Source organism: uncultured Treponema sp. (genome assembly GCF_934725225.1).
Lineage (GTDB): Bacteria > Spirochaetota > Spirochaetia > Treponematales > Treponemataceae > Treponema_D.
Window position 1 is genome coordinate 365,973 of sequence record NZ_CAKVAM010000001.1, and the last position, 19,699, is coordinate 385,671.

A 19,699-nucleotide genomic window follows, 5' to 3' on the forward strand; every position below is an offset into this window, starting at 1 on the left:
GCGAAGGGTAGACGCTGGGGAAAAGTTTTGTTATTATACACTCATATTTTGCGCGACTAGCTCAGTTGGTTAGAGTACAAGCATGACACGCTTGGGGTCTTTGGTTCGATTCCAAAGCCGCGCAGTTTTTTTGTTTTGTCCGTCAGATTAAAACTTGACATTTGATTTATTATATTTCTTCTAAAAAAAGCATTTTTTATAGTTAACTAATATATTTACCCTAGGTAAACAATATATTTACCTGTGGTAAATAGACTATTTTCCTAAGGTAAATAAGCTATTTGCTTTAGGAAAATAACGTATTTACTCAAGGAAAATTCTCAATAAATTTTTTCCAAAAAGTTGTTTTTTGGAATTTATTCAGTATAATGTAAAATAGATTACTGTTAAGAAGAAAAATTAGATTATCGGGTCAAGCCCGATAATGACAAGAAGGAATCAAGTGTGGGAATGACAGAAAAATCTAAGCTTGATAATGGCATGAAAATGAAAAACTGGCTTGTCCCGGCAGTCCCATGTCATTGTCGGACTTGATCCGACAATCCAAAAAACTAGAGGTCTTTTATGAAGAAATTTATTGTTCCAGCTTTATTTGCGTTTTTATTTGTGGCTGCGTCCTGCATGAACATGAACGGCGGCTCAGAAAAAGGCGGCTCAATCCGTGTAGCTCTGCCTGGCAGCGGACGCTACTACCTTTACAACAAGGAAAATGCCGACAAGTTTGTTGTGCGTGTAATTGGCGAAAGTGAGACTATAGAAAAAGATGCGGCGTTGGGGGGGGTAATAGAGTTCACGGAGCTTGAAGCCGGCGCATATACTGTTGAGGCTGAAGCGCGGGATTCTGCGAACAATGATGAGCTTATTGCGTCTGGAAGCAAAGATATAAAAGTTGAAGCAGATAAAACTACAGAATGCTCTTTGACCTTAATACTTTTGTCTAACATCTTTTCTATTGCTGAAGACGGAAGCATAGTTATAAACAAGACCAAGCTTGAAAAGACAGCCCTTGTAACAGTAATTGACACTGCCACAACAATTAAAGGAAGCGGAAGTGAAGGCGTTTTTATTGATGGCCGCACAGTAACTTTAAGTCCGTACAGCATAGGAAAATACGAAGTAACGCAGGAGCTTTTTGAAGCCGTAATGGGAGAAAATCCAAGCAAGTTCCAAGGAGAATCTTATCCTCCAGCAGAAGGAGAAACTCAAAAACTTCGCCCAGTTGAGTCGATAAGCTGGTATCATGCAATTGTGTTTTGCAACAGGCTTTCTATATTAATGGGGCTTGAGGAATGTTATACAGCATATGATGAAAATGGTCAAAAAGTTGACTGTGAAAATATTGCTTATAGTGATATAAAGCCAAATTATCCCAGTGCAAAAAATACTTGGCAAAGTGTTTCTTGTGATTTATCAAAAAACGGCTTCCGTCTGCCTACAGCTGCCGAGTGGGAGTTTGCAGCCCGCGGCGGAGACCAATATGCCGATGATTGGGATTATACTTACGCTGGTACTAGTAATCTTAATGCTTTATCTTATGTTGCTTGGTATGTCGATAATTCTAACGATATTACTCATGAAGTTGGAAAGTTAAAGCCTAACGGACTTGAACTTTATGATATGAGTGGAAACTGTTGGGAGTTTTGTTCTGATAGATCAGATAGTATTTCTCAAGGGACTGTAACAGATCCTATTGCTGAAAATGCAAGCGGAGAATGTATACGTATAAGTGGCTCTTTCAGTGATAGTAGTACCTTGGCACATGTTTATAGCTTTTATCCTAACAGTGTTACTGATACTTATTCTAACAACGGTATCCGTCTTGCCCGCAGCGGCTTCCCTCGTGCAAACTAAGATAAAATAAAAAACACGCCGTGTTTTCTGTAAATTCTCGGCGTGAAATTTAAAAAGTACGGCGTGTTTTAAAAAATTCTCGCCATGTTTTTTCAGTTCTCTTCAATAAAAATTATTCAGCAGAAAACCAGTCTTCTGTGCGCAAAAAAGAGCGTTCTGCGGCTTCTGCAAAGTCTGTTGCATTGTGCGTTACAAGAACCATTCCGTTTGCAATTGCGGTTGCGGCAATCTGTGTGTCGCTGTATGGGAGAGATTTTCCTTCTTTTGAGCATTTTCCTAAAAGCTGACCGCAGATTCCGGCTGCAAAATCATCGTAAGGAATTATCGCGATATTGTTTTTCAGATTTTCAGTAAAGCTTACAATTGATTCTTTGCGTTTTCCTTCCGGCATTCTTTCAAGTCCATAAATAAGTTCCTGCCAGGTAACGACGGAAATTGCACAGAAATTTTTCCTTGCCTCATATAAAGCAATCACGTTTTGGCTCGGGCGTTCCTTTGAGAATTCGGACACGATGTTTGTATCAAGAAGATATATTTTTTTCATTTATTTACTCCTTAGATTCTATTCCTCGAAAATCACTCTGTTAGGGTCAGCATAAACTTTTGGTCCGAGAGGAATTCCTTCATCACTTAGAACATCCTTGTATTCCTTGCGCCATTCTGCAAGCCAGCTTTTTTTGTTTTTTGGGGATTCTTTTTCATATTCCTCATAGCTGATAATTACTGCAACTGGCTTGTCGTATCTTGTAAGTTCCACAGGCTCTCCGCCTTCCGCAATCTTTACGAAATTTGAAAGATTGTTCCGCGCCTCATAAATCGAAGTTCTGCACATAGTTTCCTCCATAGTTTGCAAGCTGAATAGTATCAAGTAAAATAATAACATTGCTTTGTGTTATGGTCAACATTGAAAATTATAGCCAACATTTTTTGAGGTGAAATATTTGAAAACATATTAATTGCAATTTTATATTTTTTGTATTACATTTGTAGTACAAAAGTATTTTGGAGGTTGTTATATGGCGATGACAGTTCTTCAAACTAGGGTTGATTCAGAAACAAAACTTGCGGCTGAAAATCTTTTTAGTTCATTGGGACTTGATATTACAACTGCAATCCGTTTATTTTTGAAGCAGGCTATAAATCAGCAGAAAATTCCATTTGAGATCGTTCCGCCGAAAAAACAGTTTTCCGCAGAAGTTTTGGCTGCAATTGATGAGGCTAAAAAAATTAGCCGCGACCCAAATGTAAAATCATATTCCTCTGCAAAAGCCCTTTTTGAGGATTGTGAATGATTTTTGAATTAAAGAAAACTTCACAATTTAAAGCTAGTTTTAAACGGGCTAGAAAAAGAGGTCTTGATATATCTTTGCTTGAAGATATTGTTGAAAAACTTAGAACATCTCAGCCACTAGATAAAAAGCACTGCAATCACGAATTGTCAGGAAATTTTAAAGGGATTTGGGAATGCCATATTCAACCTGACTGGCTGCTTCTTTATTACAAGGATAATGATGTTCTTGTTTTAACTTTGCTTGACACAGGAACTCATAGCGACATTTTTAAGAAATAACTTTCCGCACGTTGTTGAAGTTGCTTTCCGTTGATTTTAAAAACTCCGTACATTATCCTAGGCTATATGAAAAAATTTCTTTTGCTATTGATTTCGCTTTTGTTATTAACTTCCTGTAATATAGCCCGCAACAAAGCTAAAATTTCATCTGATAATTCAGAATCTTCAGTAGCTGCTAAAAAATATTATTTTTCCACTGACTATCATTTTATGGCGTACAATCCTGATTTTATGGGCAAAGCCATGAATTATGCCTATCAGGAATATTCCGGGGTTACTGTTCCTGTGCTGGTTTTAGCGGATTCTTGTTTCAAAAAAAGCAAGTATTCTTCTCCATATTTGAGGCTAACCAATATTTCTGCTAAAAAAATCACGCAGGCGGAAATCTTTTTTGAAAATACGAAAAATACTGATAATGAAAGCTTGCTTGTTGCACTCGATTTGCTTCCTGGAGATAGTTGCAATGTCAATCTGACCGATTCATTTTTAGGAGATAATGAATATCGCTTGGATAAAATAAATTTTTACTTTCAGGATGATACCATGCTTTCTTTTTCTGCGGATGATTTTTCTCATTTTCCGGAGCTTGCGGATTTTGACTTGTCTGGTTCAGGAACTTTTTTTCTAAAAGGAAACGAGGGATACTATTATTTGTTGATTAAAAACCGCAAGGAACACGACGAAAACGCAGGATTTTTCAGGCTGAGCATTACAAAAGAAACCGGCGAAGAGACAATTGTTGAAAAAAATATTTCTTATAGCAGCGAAGATAATGCTTATTCATATAGATTATGGGATGAAAACTGGGGCATTGAGGATTTTTGTTTTGCAAAAAATGTTGCTGTTGAATTCCGCTCTCCAGACGGCAAAACAATATTCGAAGAAATTACAGATTCAGAACAGTTGGAAAAAATAAGCATGTGGGTAGCCGCGTTCTGTTATTTTGGCTGTAGATAAGAAAAGAAGTTTGCAGTAAAACAAAAAACATTAATTTTTAAGAAATAGAGTTCTGCACGTTGTTTTTTGTTGACTTTTGAAAGAATGTAAATTATATTTTAAATGCTTCGTTGATAAAGCCAGCTACCCGTGCAAAGATTCTTTAATCATGTCAATACTATAATATTTTTCTTGGTGTCAGATTTCTGTCGCTAGGTGTTAACGGGTCAAAAAAGACAATACAAATCTGATGCCCAAAAGGATGATATTATGGACTCTATTGAATATTTTAAATTGCAGGCAAAAAATCTTTTTAAAGATTATCAAAGCCGTTCGTTTGATGAAAATAAAAATCTTTACATTTTTAAACCTAAATTCTTTGATGTGAATACAATCTTTTCTGATTTTGGCTTGCCATTTCAGAAAGAAGATTTTTTGTTTACATTGACTAATTCCCAGCATACAATTGCAAAAATTGCAGGCTTTTCGAATTGGACTGATTTAAAATCTGCTTGTAATGAAAATGCTCCTGAAGTTGAAACTGCAAAAAAGATTCTCAACAACTCACGTTATAAACTACCTTCAAAAAATAATGTAATTTCAGTTGAAAAAAATAAATCAAAACTTCTTCCTGCTCCTCAGAATTTTTATGCTTGGATGATTCCAAATATTGTAGGAACTGCCTATGATTTTTCATTTAATCCTGTAGAATACGCTGTGAAGTATATGATTTACTACAGCAACGAAAATGATGTTTCCACTGCAAAGCCCATGGCAGAAGGTCCTTTTTCCCCTATTAAGCATATAGATAGAACTGGAAGTAACGATGCGCCGTATTATTGGGTTCGTGCTTTTGACGGAAAGAATTATGGCGAATGGTCAGAAATAGCACAAAAGAACAGATAGCGACGAGGGGAAAATATGATGACAAACATAAACGACTTTACAGAAGAAAGAATCTGCACATATAAAGATGAAATTTATTCAGTCCGCGACAACGGAGCTGTTATGCGTCATTCAAAACCAGAAAAACGCAAAAGAAAACTTGATGATGAATGGACTTTTGGAACTTCAATAAATGAAAAAGGCTATCCGTGCATTGCACAGCAAGTAATTCATAGAATTGTAGCAACAGCATTTCTTGGTGAACCGCCTTCAAAAAATCATGTTGTTGACCACATAAACACAAATAGACAGGACAATCGCTCTTCAAATCTTCGCTGGGTAACACGGCTGGAAAATATAATCTTGAATCCTATTACCTGCAAAGAAATTGAAGGTCTGACAGGAATGAAAATAGAAGATGTTCTAAAAGACATAACTGTTCTTCACAACTTTGATTTACCGCCAAATATTTCTTGGATGAGAACTGTAAATCAAAAAGAATCTGATTCTTGCCTTGAAAATCTTACAAAATGGGCAAACCAGAATTCGCCTAAAAATATTTCTGCTGGCGGCAGTCTTGGAGAATGGGTATTTCGAACAAGAAAAAATATTTTCAAATATGAATATCCAGAAGGATTTGAAAAGTCTGACGGAACAAAACCTGATATTATAATGTCGCTTTCGCCAAATGCGGCGCAAGACAAAACAAGATGGCATATTCCGGCAGAATTTCCTTGCTGTCCATCTAAAATAACAGAAACTCCGTTGCAGGATTATTTTGAAAATCTAAAACAAGAAAAAATATTCAGCAAAACTAAACAGTATTCTTCTTCTGTATTGGAAGCTGCATTGCATGAAGATATGATAATTGTAAAAGCAGAAAGTCGCGAAATAAATGCGATAAAACCGTGGAGTCTCTGCACTATTACCTTTGAGAACAATCTTTTTGTCCACCGAGTTTATATGACTTGCTTTAGAAAAGAAAGTGCAGATAAATATTTTCTTGTTCTTCAAGGACGAGAAAACGAGTGGACAGGCGGCTCTGTTTTTGATGAGTTTTGCTGATATTTATGATATTATATTCAAGGAGATTCTAACTATGAAAAAACTGATTTCAATTTTTACTTTGCTGTTTGCTTGCTTTATGTTGTTTTCTTGTGCAAGTGGAACTGCTTTTGTTACTGGGAAAAAGAGACCTTCTGTAAATCCTGACAGGATTTCTATATATACAGAACCTCCAGAAGATTATGAAGTTATTGGAATTGTGTCTGCTTCCAGTGATTCAGGTTTTACCGACCAAGGAAGTTTGAACTATGCAATTGCGGAACTGAAAAAGCAGGCTGGAAAAATTGGTGCTAATGGAATTATTTTGGAAAGTATTTCTAAGTCAAATTCAGGAGGCTCATTTGTTGGTAATGTCTTTGTTGCTGATTCTGCGCAAAATGTTACTGGCAAAGCAATTTATGTTCTAAAATAAACTAGTTACTGTTATTTTGACAATCCGCCATAGTGGTGGTATAATATTAACACTTTATTAGAAGGAGTAAATATGAAATTATCAAGAAAATCAAAGGTCGTATTGGTTTTGCTTGTGGTTGCGGCTTCTACTTGTTTTGCACAGAAATGGAAAGGCATTGTAAAAGGAATCGAAGGCAGAGTAGGCGGAAAGAACAATTCACAGCAGACAACTGAATCAACTGAAAAAGAAAATACGCCTAAGTTGCCTGGTTTTAATATGAATGTAGATACAGGTCCACGTAATATAAAGAACTATAAATCAAAAAGACCAGCCAAGATTCCAAATGAACCTTATCTTCAGGAAATGGCAAGGAAGAATGATAACGCAGAAAAAGCTCTGAAAAAAGAAGATTTTAAAAGAGCGTATGATCTTTTTAACACACCTATTAAAGCTAAAGCCACAGAAAAAATATATGATGATTATGACGGCTACATGGCAATGATGGACTGGGAAAGAGATCTTTCAAGCTGGATTCATTCCTTTTATGAAGATCCAAACTATCAGGGAGAAAAATAATCTCATTTGATTTTTTATAAAAATCTAAAAACAAGAGCCGTGCTGGAAAATGCATTTAAATGCAAAATCCGGCACGGCTTTTTTTTCAAAAACTTGAATGGAAATAATATTCTATTCCAAAAGTCTTCCTGCTTTGTAGGATTCTTCAAGGTAGCTTGGGTTTTGGTAGTAAAGGTCTGTGTTGAAGTTTGAGATTTGGTCGCTTATAAATGAATTGAACACGTTTATTAAAGTTTCTTCTCATGATATTTTTCCTCGTTTTACTTTTTGGGTTGTGGTCATTTCGAGCGGCTGTTCTAGCATTGTGATTTTTGAGATGCGGGCATAAGGCTGAAGCTCCTTGTTTACTTTTGAGATTATTTTTTCAATTTCTGATTTTACTGATTCGTCTAGCGGAGAATTTTCTCTGTTTATGTTCAGTCTTGAAAAAAGGTCGTCGCTGGCATATACAAGCGCTTCGATTTGCTCGCTTTTTGTTGCTTTGTCTGCAATGTAGCCGCGCACTGTGATTTGCGCTATATCTGTAAAAAGCTGGAATGCGTTTTCAATTTCTTCCGGGTAAACGTTTTTGCCGCCTTCTGTAACAATCATGTTTTTTACGCGTCCTGCAAGAATAAGGTAGCCTTCGCTGTCCAGTTTTCCAAGGTCGCCGGTTTTAAAAAATCCGTCTGGAGTAAAAACTTTTGCGGTTTCTTCTTCCATGTTGTAGTAGCCTTTAAAAACCATCGGGCCTTTTACCGCTACTTCTCCGATTCCGTCCGCAGAAGGGTCAAGAATTTTCATTTCCATATACGGAAAGAAATATTGTCCGACACTTTCAATTTTAAAGCGGCTTATCGGGTTCAATGCGATAATCGGGCTTGTTTCTGTAAGTCCGTAGCCCTGCACAAAGTCGATTCCCATTTCGTTGTAAATTTTGAATACACTTGAAGCAAGTGGTCCGCCGCCGCAAATTGCAATTCTTAGCGACTGAATGTTTGCCTGTTTCAGCACGCTTTTAAAAAGTGTTTTTCCGGGATTTACTTTGAAAACTTTTTTTATTATGTAGGAAATCCACATCATGGCATGGATTGCGCCGTTTACAACCGGACCTTTCGCCTTGATTCCTTTCATAATTCCTGCAAGAAGTTTGTTGAACAAAAGCGGAACGCCGAGCAGCATTGTGATTTGTCCTTCGCGAAGCTCTTTCATCAGCCGGGAAACTGCCATGCTTTTTCCGAACACGATTTCAGCTCCCACGGAAAGGCTTTCTATAAAAACCGCCTGCATTGTGTAAGCGTGATGAATCGGAAGAAGCGCGTAAAAAACATCAGTTGAAAAAATGTCCATTCGTGTCTGCGCGATATATGCGTCGCTTACAAGATTTTTGTGGGTGAGCATTACGCCTTTTGGGTTTCCTGTTGTTCCGCTTGTAAAAAGAATTGCCGCAAGGTCGTCTTCTTTTGCACTGCGGAAATCATGTTCAGTTGAATCAGGCTTTAAATTGTAAACGTATTTTTCTGAAAACTTCGGGCTGAGCGAATAAACTTTGTATTCAGCATTTTGAGCGTCGAAGGTCGGAAACTTTTCTTCATCAACAAAAAAGAATTTTGGCTTGGCTGTGTTCAAGAGATTTTTGATTTCCTCTTCATGGAGCGCGTAATCTATAGGGCAGATTGTAGCTCCGGCGGCAAGCGATGCGAGGAATGCAAGTCCCCATTGAGGAGAGTTTTTTCCGCTTACTGCGATTCTGTCGTCTTTTTGGATTCCGTTTTCTATAAACCAAGAGGCAAGCACTTTTACTTTTTGTTCTACCTGTGAATATGAAAGTGTGTTTTTTGAGCCGCCTTCGCCTTCAAAGTCTGTAAAGCAAGGTCTTTTTGGAAACCGCTTTGCTGTTATAAAAAACATTTCGGGAACTGTTGGCCATTCTCCTGAAAAATCGCTGTCTTTGTATTTGCTTAAAAAATCCCAAGGTGTCTTTGTGGCTGTCTGCATATTCCGTTCTCCAAAAATAAGAATAATTTACAATAATACATTCTATCACGAAATCTGTTTTATTTAAAACAAAAAACGGCCGCAACCGTTTGTTGGTCGCAGCCGCATTTTTAACTTTAAAGTTTGGAATTGCTATTAGTACATTCCGCCCATTCCATCCATGCCCGCCTGTGGAGCAGCTGGTGCTGGAGGTTCAGGAATGTCTGTGATAGCACATTCTGTTGTGAGCAGCATTCCTGCTACAGAAGCAGCATTCTGGAGAGCGCATCTTGTAACCTTTGCCGGGTCAATGATTCCAGCTTCCATCATGTCTACCCATTCGCCTGTAGCGGCATTGTAGCCAACGCCTTTCTTTTCTGTCTTTGCCTTGTCAGCGATTACAGCTCCGTCTACACCTGCGTTTTCTGCAATCTGGCGAATTGGCTCTTCCAAGGCTCTCTTTATAATCTGGAAACCAACTTTTTCATCTCCAGTAAGATTTTCTTTTTCCGCATCAAGAACTTTGCTTGCTTCGATGAGCGCAAGTCCGCCGCCTGAAACAATTCCTTCTTCCAAAGCCGCTCTTGTTGCTGCGAGAGTATCTTCAACACGGAATTTCTTTTCCTTCATTTCTGTTTCTGTGATTGCGCCGATGTTGATTACAGCTACACCGCCAGAAAGTTTTGCAAGGCGTTCCTTGAGCTTTTCCTTGTCGTAGTCAGAAGTTGATTTTTCAATCTGATTCTTGATTTCTGCAACACGGTCAGCGATTGCCTTTTTGTCTCCAGCGCCGTCAACCAAAGTTGTATTGTCCTTGTCGATTTTTACGGATTTTACCTGTCCGAGGTCGGCAAGTTCTGTTGATTCAAGCTTAAGTCCCAAGTCTTTTGTGATTACTTTTCCGCCTGTGAGAATTGCGATGTCCTGAAGCATTTCCTTTCTTCTGTCGCCGAATCCTGGTGCTTTTACAGCGCAGCATTTGAGAGTTCCGCGGATTGAGTTTACAACCAAAGTTGCAAGAGCTTCACCGTCAAGGTCTTCAGAAATGATGATTAAAGGCTTTCCTGTCTGGGCAACTTTTTCAAGAACAGGAAGAAGGTCTTTCATTGTGCTGATTTTTTCATCATAAATGAGAACGTAAGCATCGTTGTAGTTTACTTCCATGCGTTCGCGGTCATTTACAAAGTAAGAAGAGATATATCCGCGGTCGAACTGCATTCCTTCTACAGTTTTTACAGTTGTGTCCATGTTCTTGGATTCTTCAACTGTGATAACGCCGTCTTTTCCGACTTTTTCGATTGCATCTGCAAGGATTTTACCGATTTCCGGGTCGTTGTTTGCAGAAATTGTGGCTACGTGAGTAATATCTTCGTTGCCTTTTACTGCGCGGCTGTTCTTTTTTACTTCTTCAACTGCGATTGCTGTCGCTTTGTCGATTCCGCGTTTGATTTCAATTGGTGTCATTCCTGCTGAAACTGCCTTGAGTCCTTCGCGTACAATTGCGTAGGCAAGAACTGTTGCTGTTGTTGTTCCGTCTCCTGCTACATCGTTTGTCTTTGATGAAACTTCGCGTACAAGCTGTGCTCCCATGTTTTCAAAAGGATCTTTAAGCTCGATTTCTTTTGCAACTGAAACGCCGTCTTTTGTGATTGTTGGTGCGCCGTATTTTTTGTCAAGCATAACCAAGCGTCCGCAAGGTCCTAATGTTACTTTTACTGCGCGGGCAATCTGTTCAACTCCGCTCAGCATTTTTTTGCGTGCATCTTCGCTGTAAACTAACTGTTTAGCCATGATTCTAACTCCTATTTTTATTGGCTGTCTTGAAAAATCTAAAGGCAGCTTAAAAATTTTATTTTATTGCAAATAAAGATACTAAAAATTATGAAAATCGACAATATTTTTGCTAAAACTTTTATTTTTTTGTTTATTTGTCATTTATATAGAAGAAACTTAATTTTTAGTCCAAATGTCGAGTTTTGCTGCTGAATTCGCAAATTGAATGAGCGGGAAGAAAAAGAAAGCGGCAACCGAGCCATTCTGAGCGATGGCAAGCAATTTTAAAGAAAATTGCGCAGTCCGATACCGATAACGCTCAGCCTGGCGAATTGACGCGCTTTTTCTGATAGCTTATTCAATTTTTAATAAAACTTGAAATTTAGACTTTTTAGAATTATTACTTGTTTTTGGGAAAATCTTTGAAAATCACTTGATATTTTCTGTAATTGTATTATAATCATATTTGTAATAATTACAAATTAATCTGCCGGAAACTGGAACTGCCGTTTTTAGCAATTGCAAAAAAAAAAGCAATGGTCTATAATGCTTCCAGTTATTATAGTTGAATTTTTCAATGCAAAGAGGTTTTGAAATGAACATGAGAGCTGAATGGGAAGGTTTTAACCCAAAAGGTTTGTGGACAAGCGAAGTCAATGTTCGCGATTTTATTCAGGCTAACTATACTCAGTATAGCGGCGATGAGTCATTCTTGGCTGGTCCTACAGCTGCCACAAGCAAGTTGTTCGATGAGCTCCAGAAGTTGCAGAAAGCTGAGCATAATAAGAAATGCGTTGGTCTTGACGGAAAGGAAAGATCAGGCGTTCTTGATTTGGATACAGACGTTGTTACTAGCCTTACATCACATCAGGCTGGATATATCTGCCCGGAAGGAAAAGAACTTGAGCAGGTTGTAGGTCTTCAGACAGACAAGCCTCTTAAGAGAGCATTTATGCCTTATGGCGGAATCAGAATGGCTGAGCAGTGCCTTGAAATGTACGGCTACAAGCCAAATCCTGAGCTCCACAGAGTTTTCACAGAATATCACAAGACTCACTCAGACGCTGTATTTGAAGTTTATACTCCGGAAATCAGAAAAGCGCGCAAGGCTCACATTCTTACTGGTTTGCCTGATACTTACGGACGCGGACGCATTGTAGGAGACTACCGCCGTGTTGCTCTTTATGGTATTGACTATCTTATTCAGTGCAAGGAGCAGGACAAGGCTAACTGCGGAAACGGCACAATGACAGATGATGTTATCCGCCTCCGTGAAGAAATTTCTGAGCAGATTAAGGCTCTCAAGGGAATCAAGGCAATGGCCGCGATTTACGGATATGATATTTCAAATCCTGCAAAGAACGCAAAAGAAGCTTTCCAGTGGCTTTACTTTGGCTACCTTGCCGCAATCAAGACACAGAACGGCGCCGCAATGTCTGTAGGACGCATTTCAACATTCCTTGACTGCTACATTGAGCGCGATTTGAAGAAAGGAATCCTTACAGAAGAAAAAGCTCAGGAACTTGTTGATCACATCGTTATGAAGTTCCGCATGGTTCGCTTTGCACGTATTGAATCTTATAACCAGCTTTTCTCTGGCGACCCGATTTGGGCTACATTGGAAGTTGCAGGTCTTGGTCAGGACGGACGCGACATGGTTACAAAGAACGACTACCGCTTCCTCCACACTTTGGAAAACATGGGACCAAGCCCAGAGCCAAACATGACAGTTCTCTATTCAAAGAGACTTCCAGAAAACTTCCGCAGATATGCCGCAAAGATTTCTATCGACACATCTTCAATTCAGTATGAAAACGACGATGTAATGCGCCCAATCTGGGGAGATGACTACTCAATCTGCTGCTGTGTTTCTGCAACTCAGACAGGAAAAGAAATGCAGTTCTTTGGTGCGCGCGCAAACCTTGCAAAAGCCCTTCTTTACGCAATCAACGGCGGAAAAGACGAGCCTGCAGGTCTTACACCGGGAGTTCAGGTTGGTCCAGAATTTGCCCCAATCACTTCTGATTATCTTGATTATGATGAAGTTATGCGCAAGTACGATGCTATGCTTGAATGGCTTGCAAGTCTTTATGTAAACACATTGAACGCAATCCATTATATGCACGACAAGTACTACTATGAGGCTGCAGAACTTTCTCTTGAAGACACATATCTTAAGAGAACATTTGCAACTGGAATCGCAGGATTCAGCCACGTAGTTGACTCACTTTCTGCAATTAAGTATGCAAAGGTAAAAGTAATCCGTGATGAAAGCGGACTTGCGAAGGACTTTGAGATTGAAGGCGACTTCCCACGCTACGGACAGGATGATGACCGCGCGGACGAAATTGCAACATGGCTTCTTAAAACTTTCATGTCAAAGATTGAAAAGAACCACACATACCGCGATGCAGAGCCTACAACTTCTATCCTTACAATTACTTCAAACGTTGTATACGGAAAGGCAACTGGCGCACTTCCGGACGGACGCAAAGCAGGCGAGCCATTCTCTCCTGGAGCTAACCCTTCTTACGGAGCAGAAACAAAGGGTCTTATCAAGTCTTTGAACTCTGTTGCAAAAGTTCCTTACAAATATGCTTTGGACGGAATTTCAAATACACAGACAATCAACCCGAACGCTCTTGGACACGACGAGAACGAGCGCATTTCTAACCTTGTAAACGTTTTGGACGGATACTTTGATCAGGGAGCGCACCACTTGAACGTTAACGTATTCGGAGTTGAAAAACTCAAGGACTGCCAGGCTCATCCTGACAAGCCGGAATATGCAAACTTCACAGTTCGCGTTTCTGGATATGCAGTTCGCTTTATCAATCTTACAAAAGAACAGCAGGATGATGTTATTGCCCGCACTTGCCACGCAAGCCTCTAATGCTGACTTTTAAGACTGCATAAAAACGGCCGCTTTTGGTTTTCCAAAGGCGGCTTTTTTGTTTTTCTTGAATTAGGAATATCCTAAGTTTTATTTTCTAAAATTCCATGTCCAGCTCGACCGGGCAGTGGTCGCTTCCCATTATTTCCGTGTGGATTTTCGCGCCGGTCATCTTGTCTTTTATGCTGTCGGAAACGAGAAAATAGTCGATCCGCCAGCCTGTGTTGCGCTCACGGGCGTGGAATCTGTACGACCACCAGCTGTAGACTTCGGCGGTGTCGGGGTAGAAGTGGCGGAAGCTGTCGGTGAATCCTGATGAAAGCAGCTCTGTCATTTTTCCGCGCTCTTCGTCCGTGAATCCCGCGTTGTGCCGGTTTGTCTTTGGATTTTTGATGTCGATTTCCTCGTGGGCAACGTTCATGTCTCCGCATACAATCACGCCTTTTTTTTGCGCTAGCGTTTTTAGATATGCGCGGAAGTCGTCCTCCCATTTCATTCTGTATTCAAGGCGGCGAAGCTCGTCCTGAGAATTCGGCGTGTAGACCGTCACAAGGAAAAATTTCTCGTATTCAAGAGTGATTACGCGCCCCTCCGTGTCGTGTTCGGCAATTCCGATTCCGTAGCTTGCACAAATCGGCTCGTGCTTTGCAAAAATCGCGGTTCCTGAATATCCTTTTTTTTCGGCGTAGTTCCAGAACTGATGATAGCCTGGAAGCTCCATCTGAATCTGCCCGGCCTGGAGCTTTGTCTCTTGCAGGCAGAAAAAATCCGCGTCAAGCGAACTGAACGCTTCCATAAAGTTTTTTCCCATAACGGCTCGAAGTCCGTTCACGTTCCACGAAATGAATTTCATATTTTGTTTCCTTATTTAGTTTGTAGTATTCAATTTTGAGTTTTCATCATACTACATCATTTTTTTTCAGTCTATAAATCGGAGAGGTGGAAAAAAAATGAGTTAAGTAAAAAAAATTTAACAAAAATTTATAAAAGTACTTGACAAATCCCGGGGGGGGGTACAATAGAGACTGCTGAATTTTTTCAGCGTAATCTATTTTTTAAGGAGTGAACTTATGAGAAAGTTTGCTAAAATTTCAGCTGTATTGGCAGCTATGGTTCTTGCGCTTGCATTTGTAGGCTGCAAAGATGACGATGATGACGACGATCCAAGCGTTGTAACAACTTGGGCTATATCAGAGGATGGCTACAAAGCAGTACTGACTTTCTATGATAATGGTACTGTAAAACTCGAAGGTTCTGATGAAGAAGGAGATTTCTCTGAAACAGCAAAGTATTCTGGTGACACAACAAAAGATGGTGAAATTGTAATTACTTATGATGATGGCGAGACAGGAACCGCTGTTATAAAAACTGAGAGTAGTAAAACTTACCTTGAATGGGATTACGAAACATATTCTAAGCAGTAAGTAGTCTTTCATTTTTTAATTAAATTTTTCAGCTCCACAGGAATTCCTGCGGGGCTTTTTTTTTGCTAAAAGAAATGTTAGATTATTTTGTAGATACACACTTTTTATCAGCAAGGAATTTTTATGCAGGGATATATTCATCAGCTGGAATCTTTTGGTTCTGTGGACGGACCGGGCGTTCGCTTTATAATCTTTTTTTCAGGCTGTCCTTTAAGATGCAAATATTGCCACAACCCGGACACTTGGGACATGGCAAAGGGCAAGCTTTACACTGCGGACGAGCTTTTGAATGAAGCTTTGAGCTGCAAATCTTATTGGGGCGCAAAAGGCGGAATCACTGTTTCAGGCGGCGAGCCTTTGATGCAGCTTGATTTTTTGCTTGAGCTTTTCACGAAGGCAAAGGAAAAAGGAGTCAACACCTGCATCGACACTGCTGGCGGTCCGTTTACAAAAGAAGGCGAATGGTTTGAAAAATTCAAAAAGCTTATGGAAGTTACAGATATTCTTCTGATGGACATCAAGCACATCGACGAGGAAGAACACATAAAGCTTACCGGCCGCACTGGAAAAAATATAGTCGAGATGTTCTGCTATTTGGACGAAATTAAAAAGCCAATCTGGATTCGCCACGTTCTTGTTCCGGGCATTACAGACAACGATGAATATCTTTTGCGTACAAGAGATTTTATCCGCACACTTTCAAATGTTCAGCGTGTGGAAATTCTTCCTTACCACGGACTTGGCGCAATGAAATACAAAGACCTTGGCATTGACTATGTTTTAAAGGACACAGAAAGTCCTTCCGCGGAACGTGTGGCAAATGCGAAAAAAATCCTTGAATGCGAAAAATACGACGGCTGGAAAAAGTAATTTTATTGAAAATTCAGATTGACAAAATAACTGATTTTGTTTAAGTTAGTCTTTGTAAACAAAAGTTAGATTTGGCTAATAATATTTAGCTTTAATTAACTTTTGTTCGAGGAGTATCTATGAAAATCAATTTTAAGGGTGCTGTTGCTTTTGCCGCAGCCGCTTTGCTTTCTGTTTCCGCATTTGCACAGACTGTGGAATTCACAAACGAACTTTCTTCTGACGTTACAGCAATCAGAAAAGGAAAAGTTTACAATGACGGTGAAGATGAAACAACAAAAGACTTTGCCGGACTTGAAGAAAATGTTGTTGCGACTTTCACTTCAGAAAAAGTAGATGCAGAACTTGATGTTACTTTTATCCTTGACGACTGGAACGACAAGAACTTTGGCTTTGCTTGGGACGATGTAAGCTGGTTCGTTGAATATCGCCCAATTGAAATGCTTGCGCTTGGATTCCATGAAGATATTTGGCTTGAAGGTTCTTATCTCCCGATTTATGATGACAATGTTGCTTTGGGAAATCTTGGCTCAGAAGGATTCACAGTTGCTGTAACACCAATCGAAGGTCTTAAGCTTGCTGTTACAGTTCCATTTGGCGGCGAGGACGATGTAAATTATTTCACTAGAAAAGATGAAAATGATGACACAGTAAATCTCAACATTGGATTCGGCGCAGAATATGCCTTTGAAGAAATGTTTACAATTGGAGCGGCAGTTTCAAATGTTGCAGACAGCGACAACCGCGGCTTTGGTGTTTACGCAATGGTAAAGCCTCTTGCTGAACAGGATTTTGTAATCCGCGCAGGTTATGCTTATAGCAAAGCACAGGAAGATATTGTAGAAGATGATGAAGTTGTTGGAAAAGCTTATACTTCTGGAATTGATGACTTGAGCATTTCTGAAGATTTCGGTGTATTCGGAAAAAGCCTTTTTAATGTTTCCGTTGAATATTCTCTTGACGCATTGAGTTTTTCTGCTGAAACACTTTTCAATACAGATGACAAAAATTCAGACTATGATATGTACTTTGCGGCTTGTGTAGGCTACGAGCTTTCTGAATCTTTGAGCGCGGATGTTACAGGAAAATTCTTGTTTGACAATTCTTCAAACGGAGCAGAACCGGTAATCGGTGTAAATCCTAATGTTGCATATACTTTCGGAAGCCACACATTCTCTGCTGGCTTGAACTATGAAACTTGCGACGGAGACTCATTTATTTCAATTCCGCTTTCTTGGAGCTATTCTTTCTAATTTAGCAGATTGCAATTAGGAAATTTTTAATGCTGCTTGCCCCAGTGAAATTTTTGCTAGGCGGGCGGCATTTTTGTTTTGTTGAAAATTCGTTTTGCGCATGATAGAATCTTTTGAATGAACGAAAATGACGATGTTCTGATAGAAATTATTCCTTTTATTCAGGAGCTGATTCCGGGAATTCCTGCCGCTCTTGTTTTGTTTTTGGCAAAGGCAGCTTTTTTAATTTCTATTTGCGCGTTGTTTGCTTTTATTGTTTTTGGTCTTGCCCTTCATTTTAAAAGAAAAATTTCAGCAAAAAGATATTTAAAGGATCTTCCAGTTTCAAAAGACTTGGAAAAAATCGAGCCTGAACTTAGAAAGAAGCTTTTTAATCTTGTGCGTCAATGCGTTGTTCTTGGCTCTGTAATTGATTCTTATACAAACAGAAAATCAAATTCTAAAAAAGTCAGCATGATTGTATTCAGTCTTTTAAAAGACAAGGAACCTTTGGAGCGGATTCTTTTTTATGCGGCGGCAATGGTTTACGATGCGGGTTATTTGGAATTCAAGCAGTCGCTTTTTCATTCGGAAGTTTTAAGCAGAAAGGAAGAAATTTTTTTGAGAACTCACGTTGCAAGAGGACTTTTTCAGCTTGACTTTGTTCCCTATGAATACAAAAACATATTTTGGGAAGCGGCGTTTTTTCACCATGAAAATCAAAATGGAACTGGATTTCCTGACGGCTTGAATGGAGACGAAATTCCTTTTGTGGCGCGTCTTATTCATTTGACGGAAGATTACGTTTCTCTTGTGCGGCAGGACGGATATAAAAAATCTTTGTCCAGAAAAAAAGCGTTGGAGGAGCTGAAAAAAGTTTCATTTAAATATGACCCGGAGCTTCTTTTGCTTCTTGAAAAAACTTTGCTCGCCCGCAAAAAATAAAAGACAGTTGATGCCGTTTGCAAAAATTGAAATTTTCAAAACTAACCTGTATACTTAAAATTATTATGGAAGATAAATTAAAAATAAAAAGCTCTTTGCTTGAGCGGTTTTTGAAATATGTAAAAATTTGGAGTGAAAGCGATTCACAAAAAGCCGACTCTGGAATTATGCCCAGCACTTCCGGCCAGAACGAAATGGCTTCTGTTTTGCGCGCTGAATTAAAATCGCTTGGGCTTGAAAATGTTCAGACAACGGAGCACTGCTATACTTACGGAATTCTTCCTGCGAACGGCTCTGCGGAATCTTCGATTTGCCTTCTTGCGCACATAGACACTTCCGAAGAAGTTTCCGGGAAAAATGTAAATCCAAAAATCCACGAAAATTATTCAGGCGGAAAAATTATTCTTTGCGGCACGGAACTTGACCCAAAAAAAGATTCAGCTCTTTCTCTTGCGGCAAAAAACGGCGAAACGATTATAACGAGCGATGGAACAACTTTGCTTGGCGCGGATGATAAAGCCGGCGTTGCGGAAATTGTTTCATGCCTTGAATATTTTTTGAGCCACCCGGAACTAAAGCATCCTGCGATTGAAGTTATTTTTTCCCCGGATGAAGAAACTGGACACGGCATGGATAAAGTTCCGCTTGAGCTTTTAAAGTCAAAATGCGCTTACACTGTGGACGGCGGACATATCGGCGAGCTTGAAACGGAATGCTTTAATGCTTTCAGAAGCGATGTTGTGTTCAAGGGAAACGCGACCCACACTGGAACTGCGCGCGGCACAATGGTAAACGCAATCAGCATGGCTTCATCATTTGTTGCGAATCTTCCTGCTGGAGAACGCCCGGAAACAACAGACGGCAGGCAGGGATTTTTTGCGCCGATTTCAATTGAAGGTTCTATAGAAGAATCGAAAGTTTCTCTTTTGCTTCGTGATTTTTCTGCGGACGGGATGGAAAAAAGAAAATCCACGGTTGAGCTTCTTGCAAAAACTGTTTCTGAACTTTTTGGTGGAAAGGCTGAAGTTTTGCACACGCAGCAATATTTGAACATGAAAGAAAATCTGGACAAAAATCCGAAAGTCGCAGAGCGGCTTGTTTCAGCGTATAAGGCAAGTGGAATTGAGCCGGTTTTTACTCCGATTCGCGGCGGCACTGACGGTTCACGGCTTACAGAAATGGGAATTCCTTGCCCGAACATTTTTACAGGCGGACATAATTTTCATTCGCGCAATGAATGGGCTAGCCTTGACCAGATGATAAAAGCGGTTGAAGTTCTAGTTCATCTTTGCTGTGGCGAATGATTTTCCATAGATAAAATTTTTGCCC

At 39.5% G+C, this 19,699-nt stretch carries 19 protein-coding genes and 1 tRNA gene; 15 read left to right on the forward strand and 5 right to left on the reverse strand.

The window, feature by feature from the left end:
* Window positions 1-50: 50 nt before the first annotated feature.
* Window positions 51-124: transfer RNA gene (locus Q0H92_RS01805), tRNA-Val, on the forward strand.
* Window positions 125-564: 440 nt separating this feature from the next.
* A complete protein-coding gene (locus tag Q0H92_RS01810; protein WP_296011076.1) occupies window positions 565-1,851 on the forward strand; it encodes an SUMF1/EgtB/PvdO family nonheme iron enzyme in 1,287 nt (428 codons plus the stop codon).
* Window positions 1,852-1,963: 112 nt separating this feature from the next.
* Here the strand turns inward: Q0H92_RS01810 and Q0H92_RS01815 are convergent, their stop codons facing one another.
* Window positions 1,964-2,395 (reverse strand): type II toxin-antitoxin system VapC family toxin, encoded by a 432-nt coding sequence (locus Q0H92_RS01815; protein WP_296011079.1) that lies wholly within the window; start codon window positions 2,393-2,395, stop codon window positions 1,964-1,966.
* An 18-nt stretch (window positions 2,396-2,413) separates the two neighbouring features.
* Window positions 2,414-2,683: a type II toxin-antitoxin system Phd/YefM family antitoxin gene (locus Q0H92_RS01820; protein WP_296011082.1), complete on the reverse strand. Its 270-nt coding sequence runs from the start codon at window positions 2,681-2,683 to the stop codon at window positions 2,414-2,416.
* Between the two features lie 184 nt (window positions 2,684-2,867).
* Between Q0H92_RS01820 and Q0H92_RS01825 the strand changes: the two genes are divergently transcribed.
* The 7 genes from Q0H92_RS01825 (at window position 2,868) to Q0H92_RS01855 (ending at window position 7,277) form a co-directional block, all read left to right on the forward strand.
* The gene (locus tag Q0H92_RS01825; RefSeq protein ID WP_295800128.1) at window positions 2,868-3,143 is read left to right on the forward strand and encodes a type II toxin-antitoxin system RelB/DinJ family antitoxin; all 276 of its coding nucleotides are present in this window, start codon (window positions 2,868-2,870) and stop codon (window positions 3,141-3,143) included.
* On the forward strand, window positions 3,140-3,421 hold the full coding sequence (locus Q0H92_RS01830) for a type II toxin-antitoxin system YafQ family toxin (protein WP_295800125.1): 282 nt from the start codon (window positions 3,140-3,142) through the stop codon (window positions 3,419-3,421). The genes Q0H92_RS01825 and Q0H92_RS01830 overlap by 4 nt, the downstream gene beginning before the upstream one ends.
* Before the next feature lie 210 nt (window positions 3,422-3,631).
* Window positions 3,632-4,378, forward strand: coding sequence for a hypothetical protein (locus Q0H92_RS01835; RefSeq protein ID WP_296011085.1), 747 nt, complete (start codon window positions 3,632-3,634; stop codon window positions 4,376-4,378).
* A 249-nt stretch (window positions 4,379-4,627) separates the two neighbouring features.
* Window positions 4,628-5,263, forward strand: coding sequence for a hypothetical protein (locus tag Q0H92_RS01840; protein ID WP_296011088.1), 636 nt, complete (start codon window positions 4,628-4,630; stop codon window positions 5,261-5,263).
* 15 nt (window positions 5,264-5,278) lie between these two features.
* Entirely contained in the window at window positions 5,279-6,307 is a 1,029-nt protein-coding gene (locus Q0H92_RS01845) for an HNH endonuclease signature motif containing protein (RefSeq protein WP_296011093.1), read from the forward strand.
* Window positions 6,308-6,341: 34 nt separating this feature from the next.
* Window positions 6,342-6,719 carry a hypothetical protein gene (locus Q0H92_RS01850; protein WP_296011095.1) on the forward strand — a complete coding sequence of 126 codons (378 nt, stop codon included), beginning with the start codon at window positions 6,342-6,344 and terminating at the stop codon, window positions 6,717-6,719.
* Window positions 6,720-6,791: 72 nt separating this feature from the next.
* Entirely contained in the window at window positions 6,792-7,277 is a 486-nt protein-coding gene (locus Q0H92_RS01855; protein WP_296011097.1) for a hypothetical protein, read from the forward strand.
* Window positions 7,278-7,517: 240 nt separating this feature from the next.
* Here Q0H92_RS01855 and Q0H92_RS01860 read toward each other — a convergent pair whose 3' ends face one another.
* A complete protein-coding gene (locus tag Q0H92_RS01860; protein WP_296011100.1) occupies window positions 7,518-9,254 on the reverse strand; it encodes an AMP-binding protein in 1,737 nt (578 codons plus the stop codon).
* A 135-nt stretch (window positions 9,255-9,389) separates the two neighbouring features.
* Complete coding sequence (gene groL / locus Q0H92_RS01865; protein WP_295800593.1) at window positions 9,390-11,024, reverse strand: chaperonin GroEL; 1,635 nt, start codon at window positions 11,022-11,024, stop codon at window positions 9,390-9,392.
* Between the two features lie 577 nt (window positions 11,025-11,601).
* On the opposite strand from groL, the gene pflB reads away from it, so the two are divergent.
* Window positions 11,602-13,899 (forward strand): formate C-acetyltransferase, encoded by a 2,298-nt coding sequence (gene pflB / locus Q0H92_RS01870; protein WP_296011102.1) that lies wholly within the window; start codon window positions 11,602-11,604, stop codon window positions 13,897-13,899.
* A gap of 97 nt (window positions 13,900-13,996) precedes the next feature.
* Here the strand turns inward: pflB and Q0H92_RS01875 are convergent, their stop codons facing one another.
* The gene (locus Q0H92_RS01875) at window positions 13,997-14,752 is read right to left on the reverse strand and encodes an exodeoxyribonuclease III (protein WP_296011104.1); all 756 of its coding nucleotides are present in this window, start codon (window positions 14,750-14,752) and stop codon (window positions 13,997-13,999) included.
* Window positions 14,753-14,969: 217 nt separating this feature from the next.
* Here Q0H92_RS01875 and Q0H92_RS01880 point away from each other — a divergent pair, with 217 nt between their 5' ends.
* The 5 genes from Q0H92_RS01880 to pepT all read left to right on the forward strand — a co-directional run bounded on the left by Q0H92_RS01880 (window position 14,970) and on the right by pepT (window position 19,674).
* Window positions 14,970-15,323, forward strand: coding sequence for a hypothetical protein (locus Q0H92_RS01880; protein ID WP_296011107.1), 354 nt, complete (start codon window positions 14,970-14,972; stop codon window positions 15,321-15,323).
* A 123-nt stretch (window positions 15,324-15,446) separates the two neighbouring features.
* Window positions 15,447-16,193, forward strand: coding sequence for a pyruvate formate-lyase-activating protein (gene pflA, locus Q0H92_RS01885; protein WP_296011110.1), 747 nt, complete (start codon window positions 15,447-15,449; stop codon window positions 16,191-16,193).
* A 119-nt stretch (window positions 16,194-16,312) separates the two neighbouring features.
* Window positions 16,313-17,446, forward strand: coding sequence for a hypothetical protein (locus Q0H92_RS01890; protein WP_296011113.1), 1,134 nt, complete (start codon window positions 16,313-16,315; stop codon window positions 17,444-17,446).
* A 117-nt stretch (window positions 17,447-17,563) separates the two neighbouring features.
* Window positions 17,564-18,370 (forward strand): HD domain-containing phosphohydrolase, encoded by an 807-nt coding sequence (locus Q0H92_RS01895; RefSeq protein WP_296011117.1) that lies wholly within the window; start codon window positions 17,564-17,566, stop codon window positions 18,368-18,370.
* A gap of 65 nt (window positions 18,371-18,435) precedes the next feature.
* Window positions 18,436-19,674 (forward strand): peptidase T, encoded by a 1,239-nt coding sequence (gene pepT, locus Q0H92_RS01900; protein WP_296011120.1) that lies wholly within the window; start codon window positions 18,436-18,438, stop codon window positions 19,672-19,674.
* Window positions 19,675-19,699: the final 25 nt, after the last annotated feature.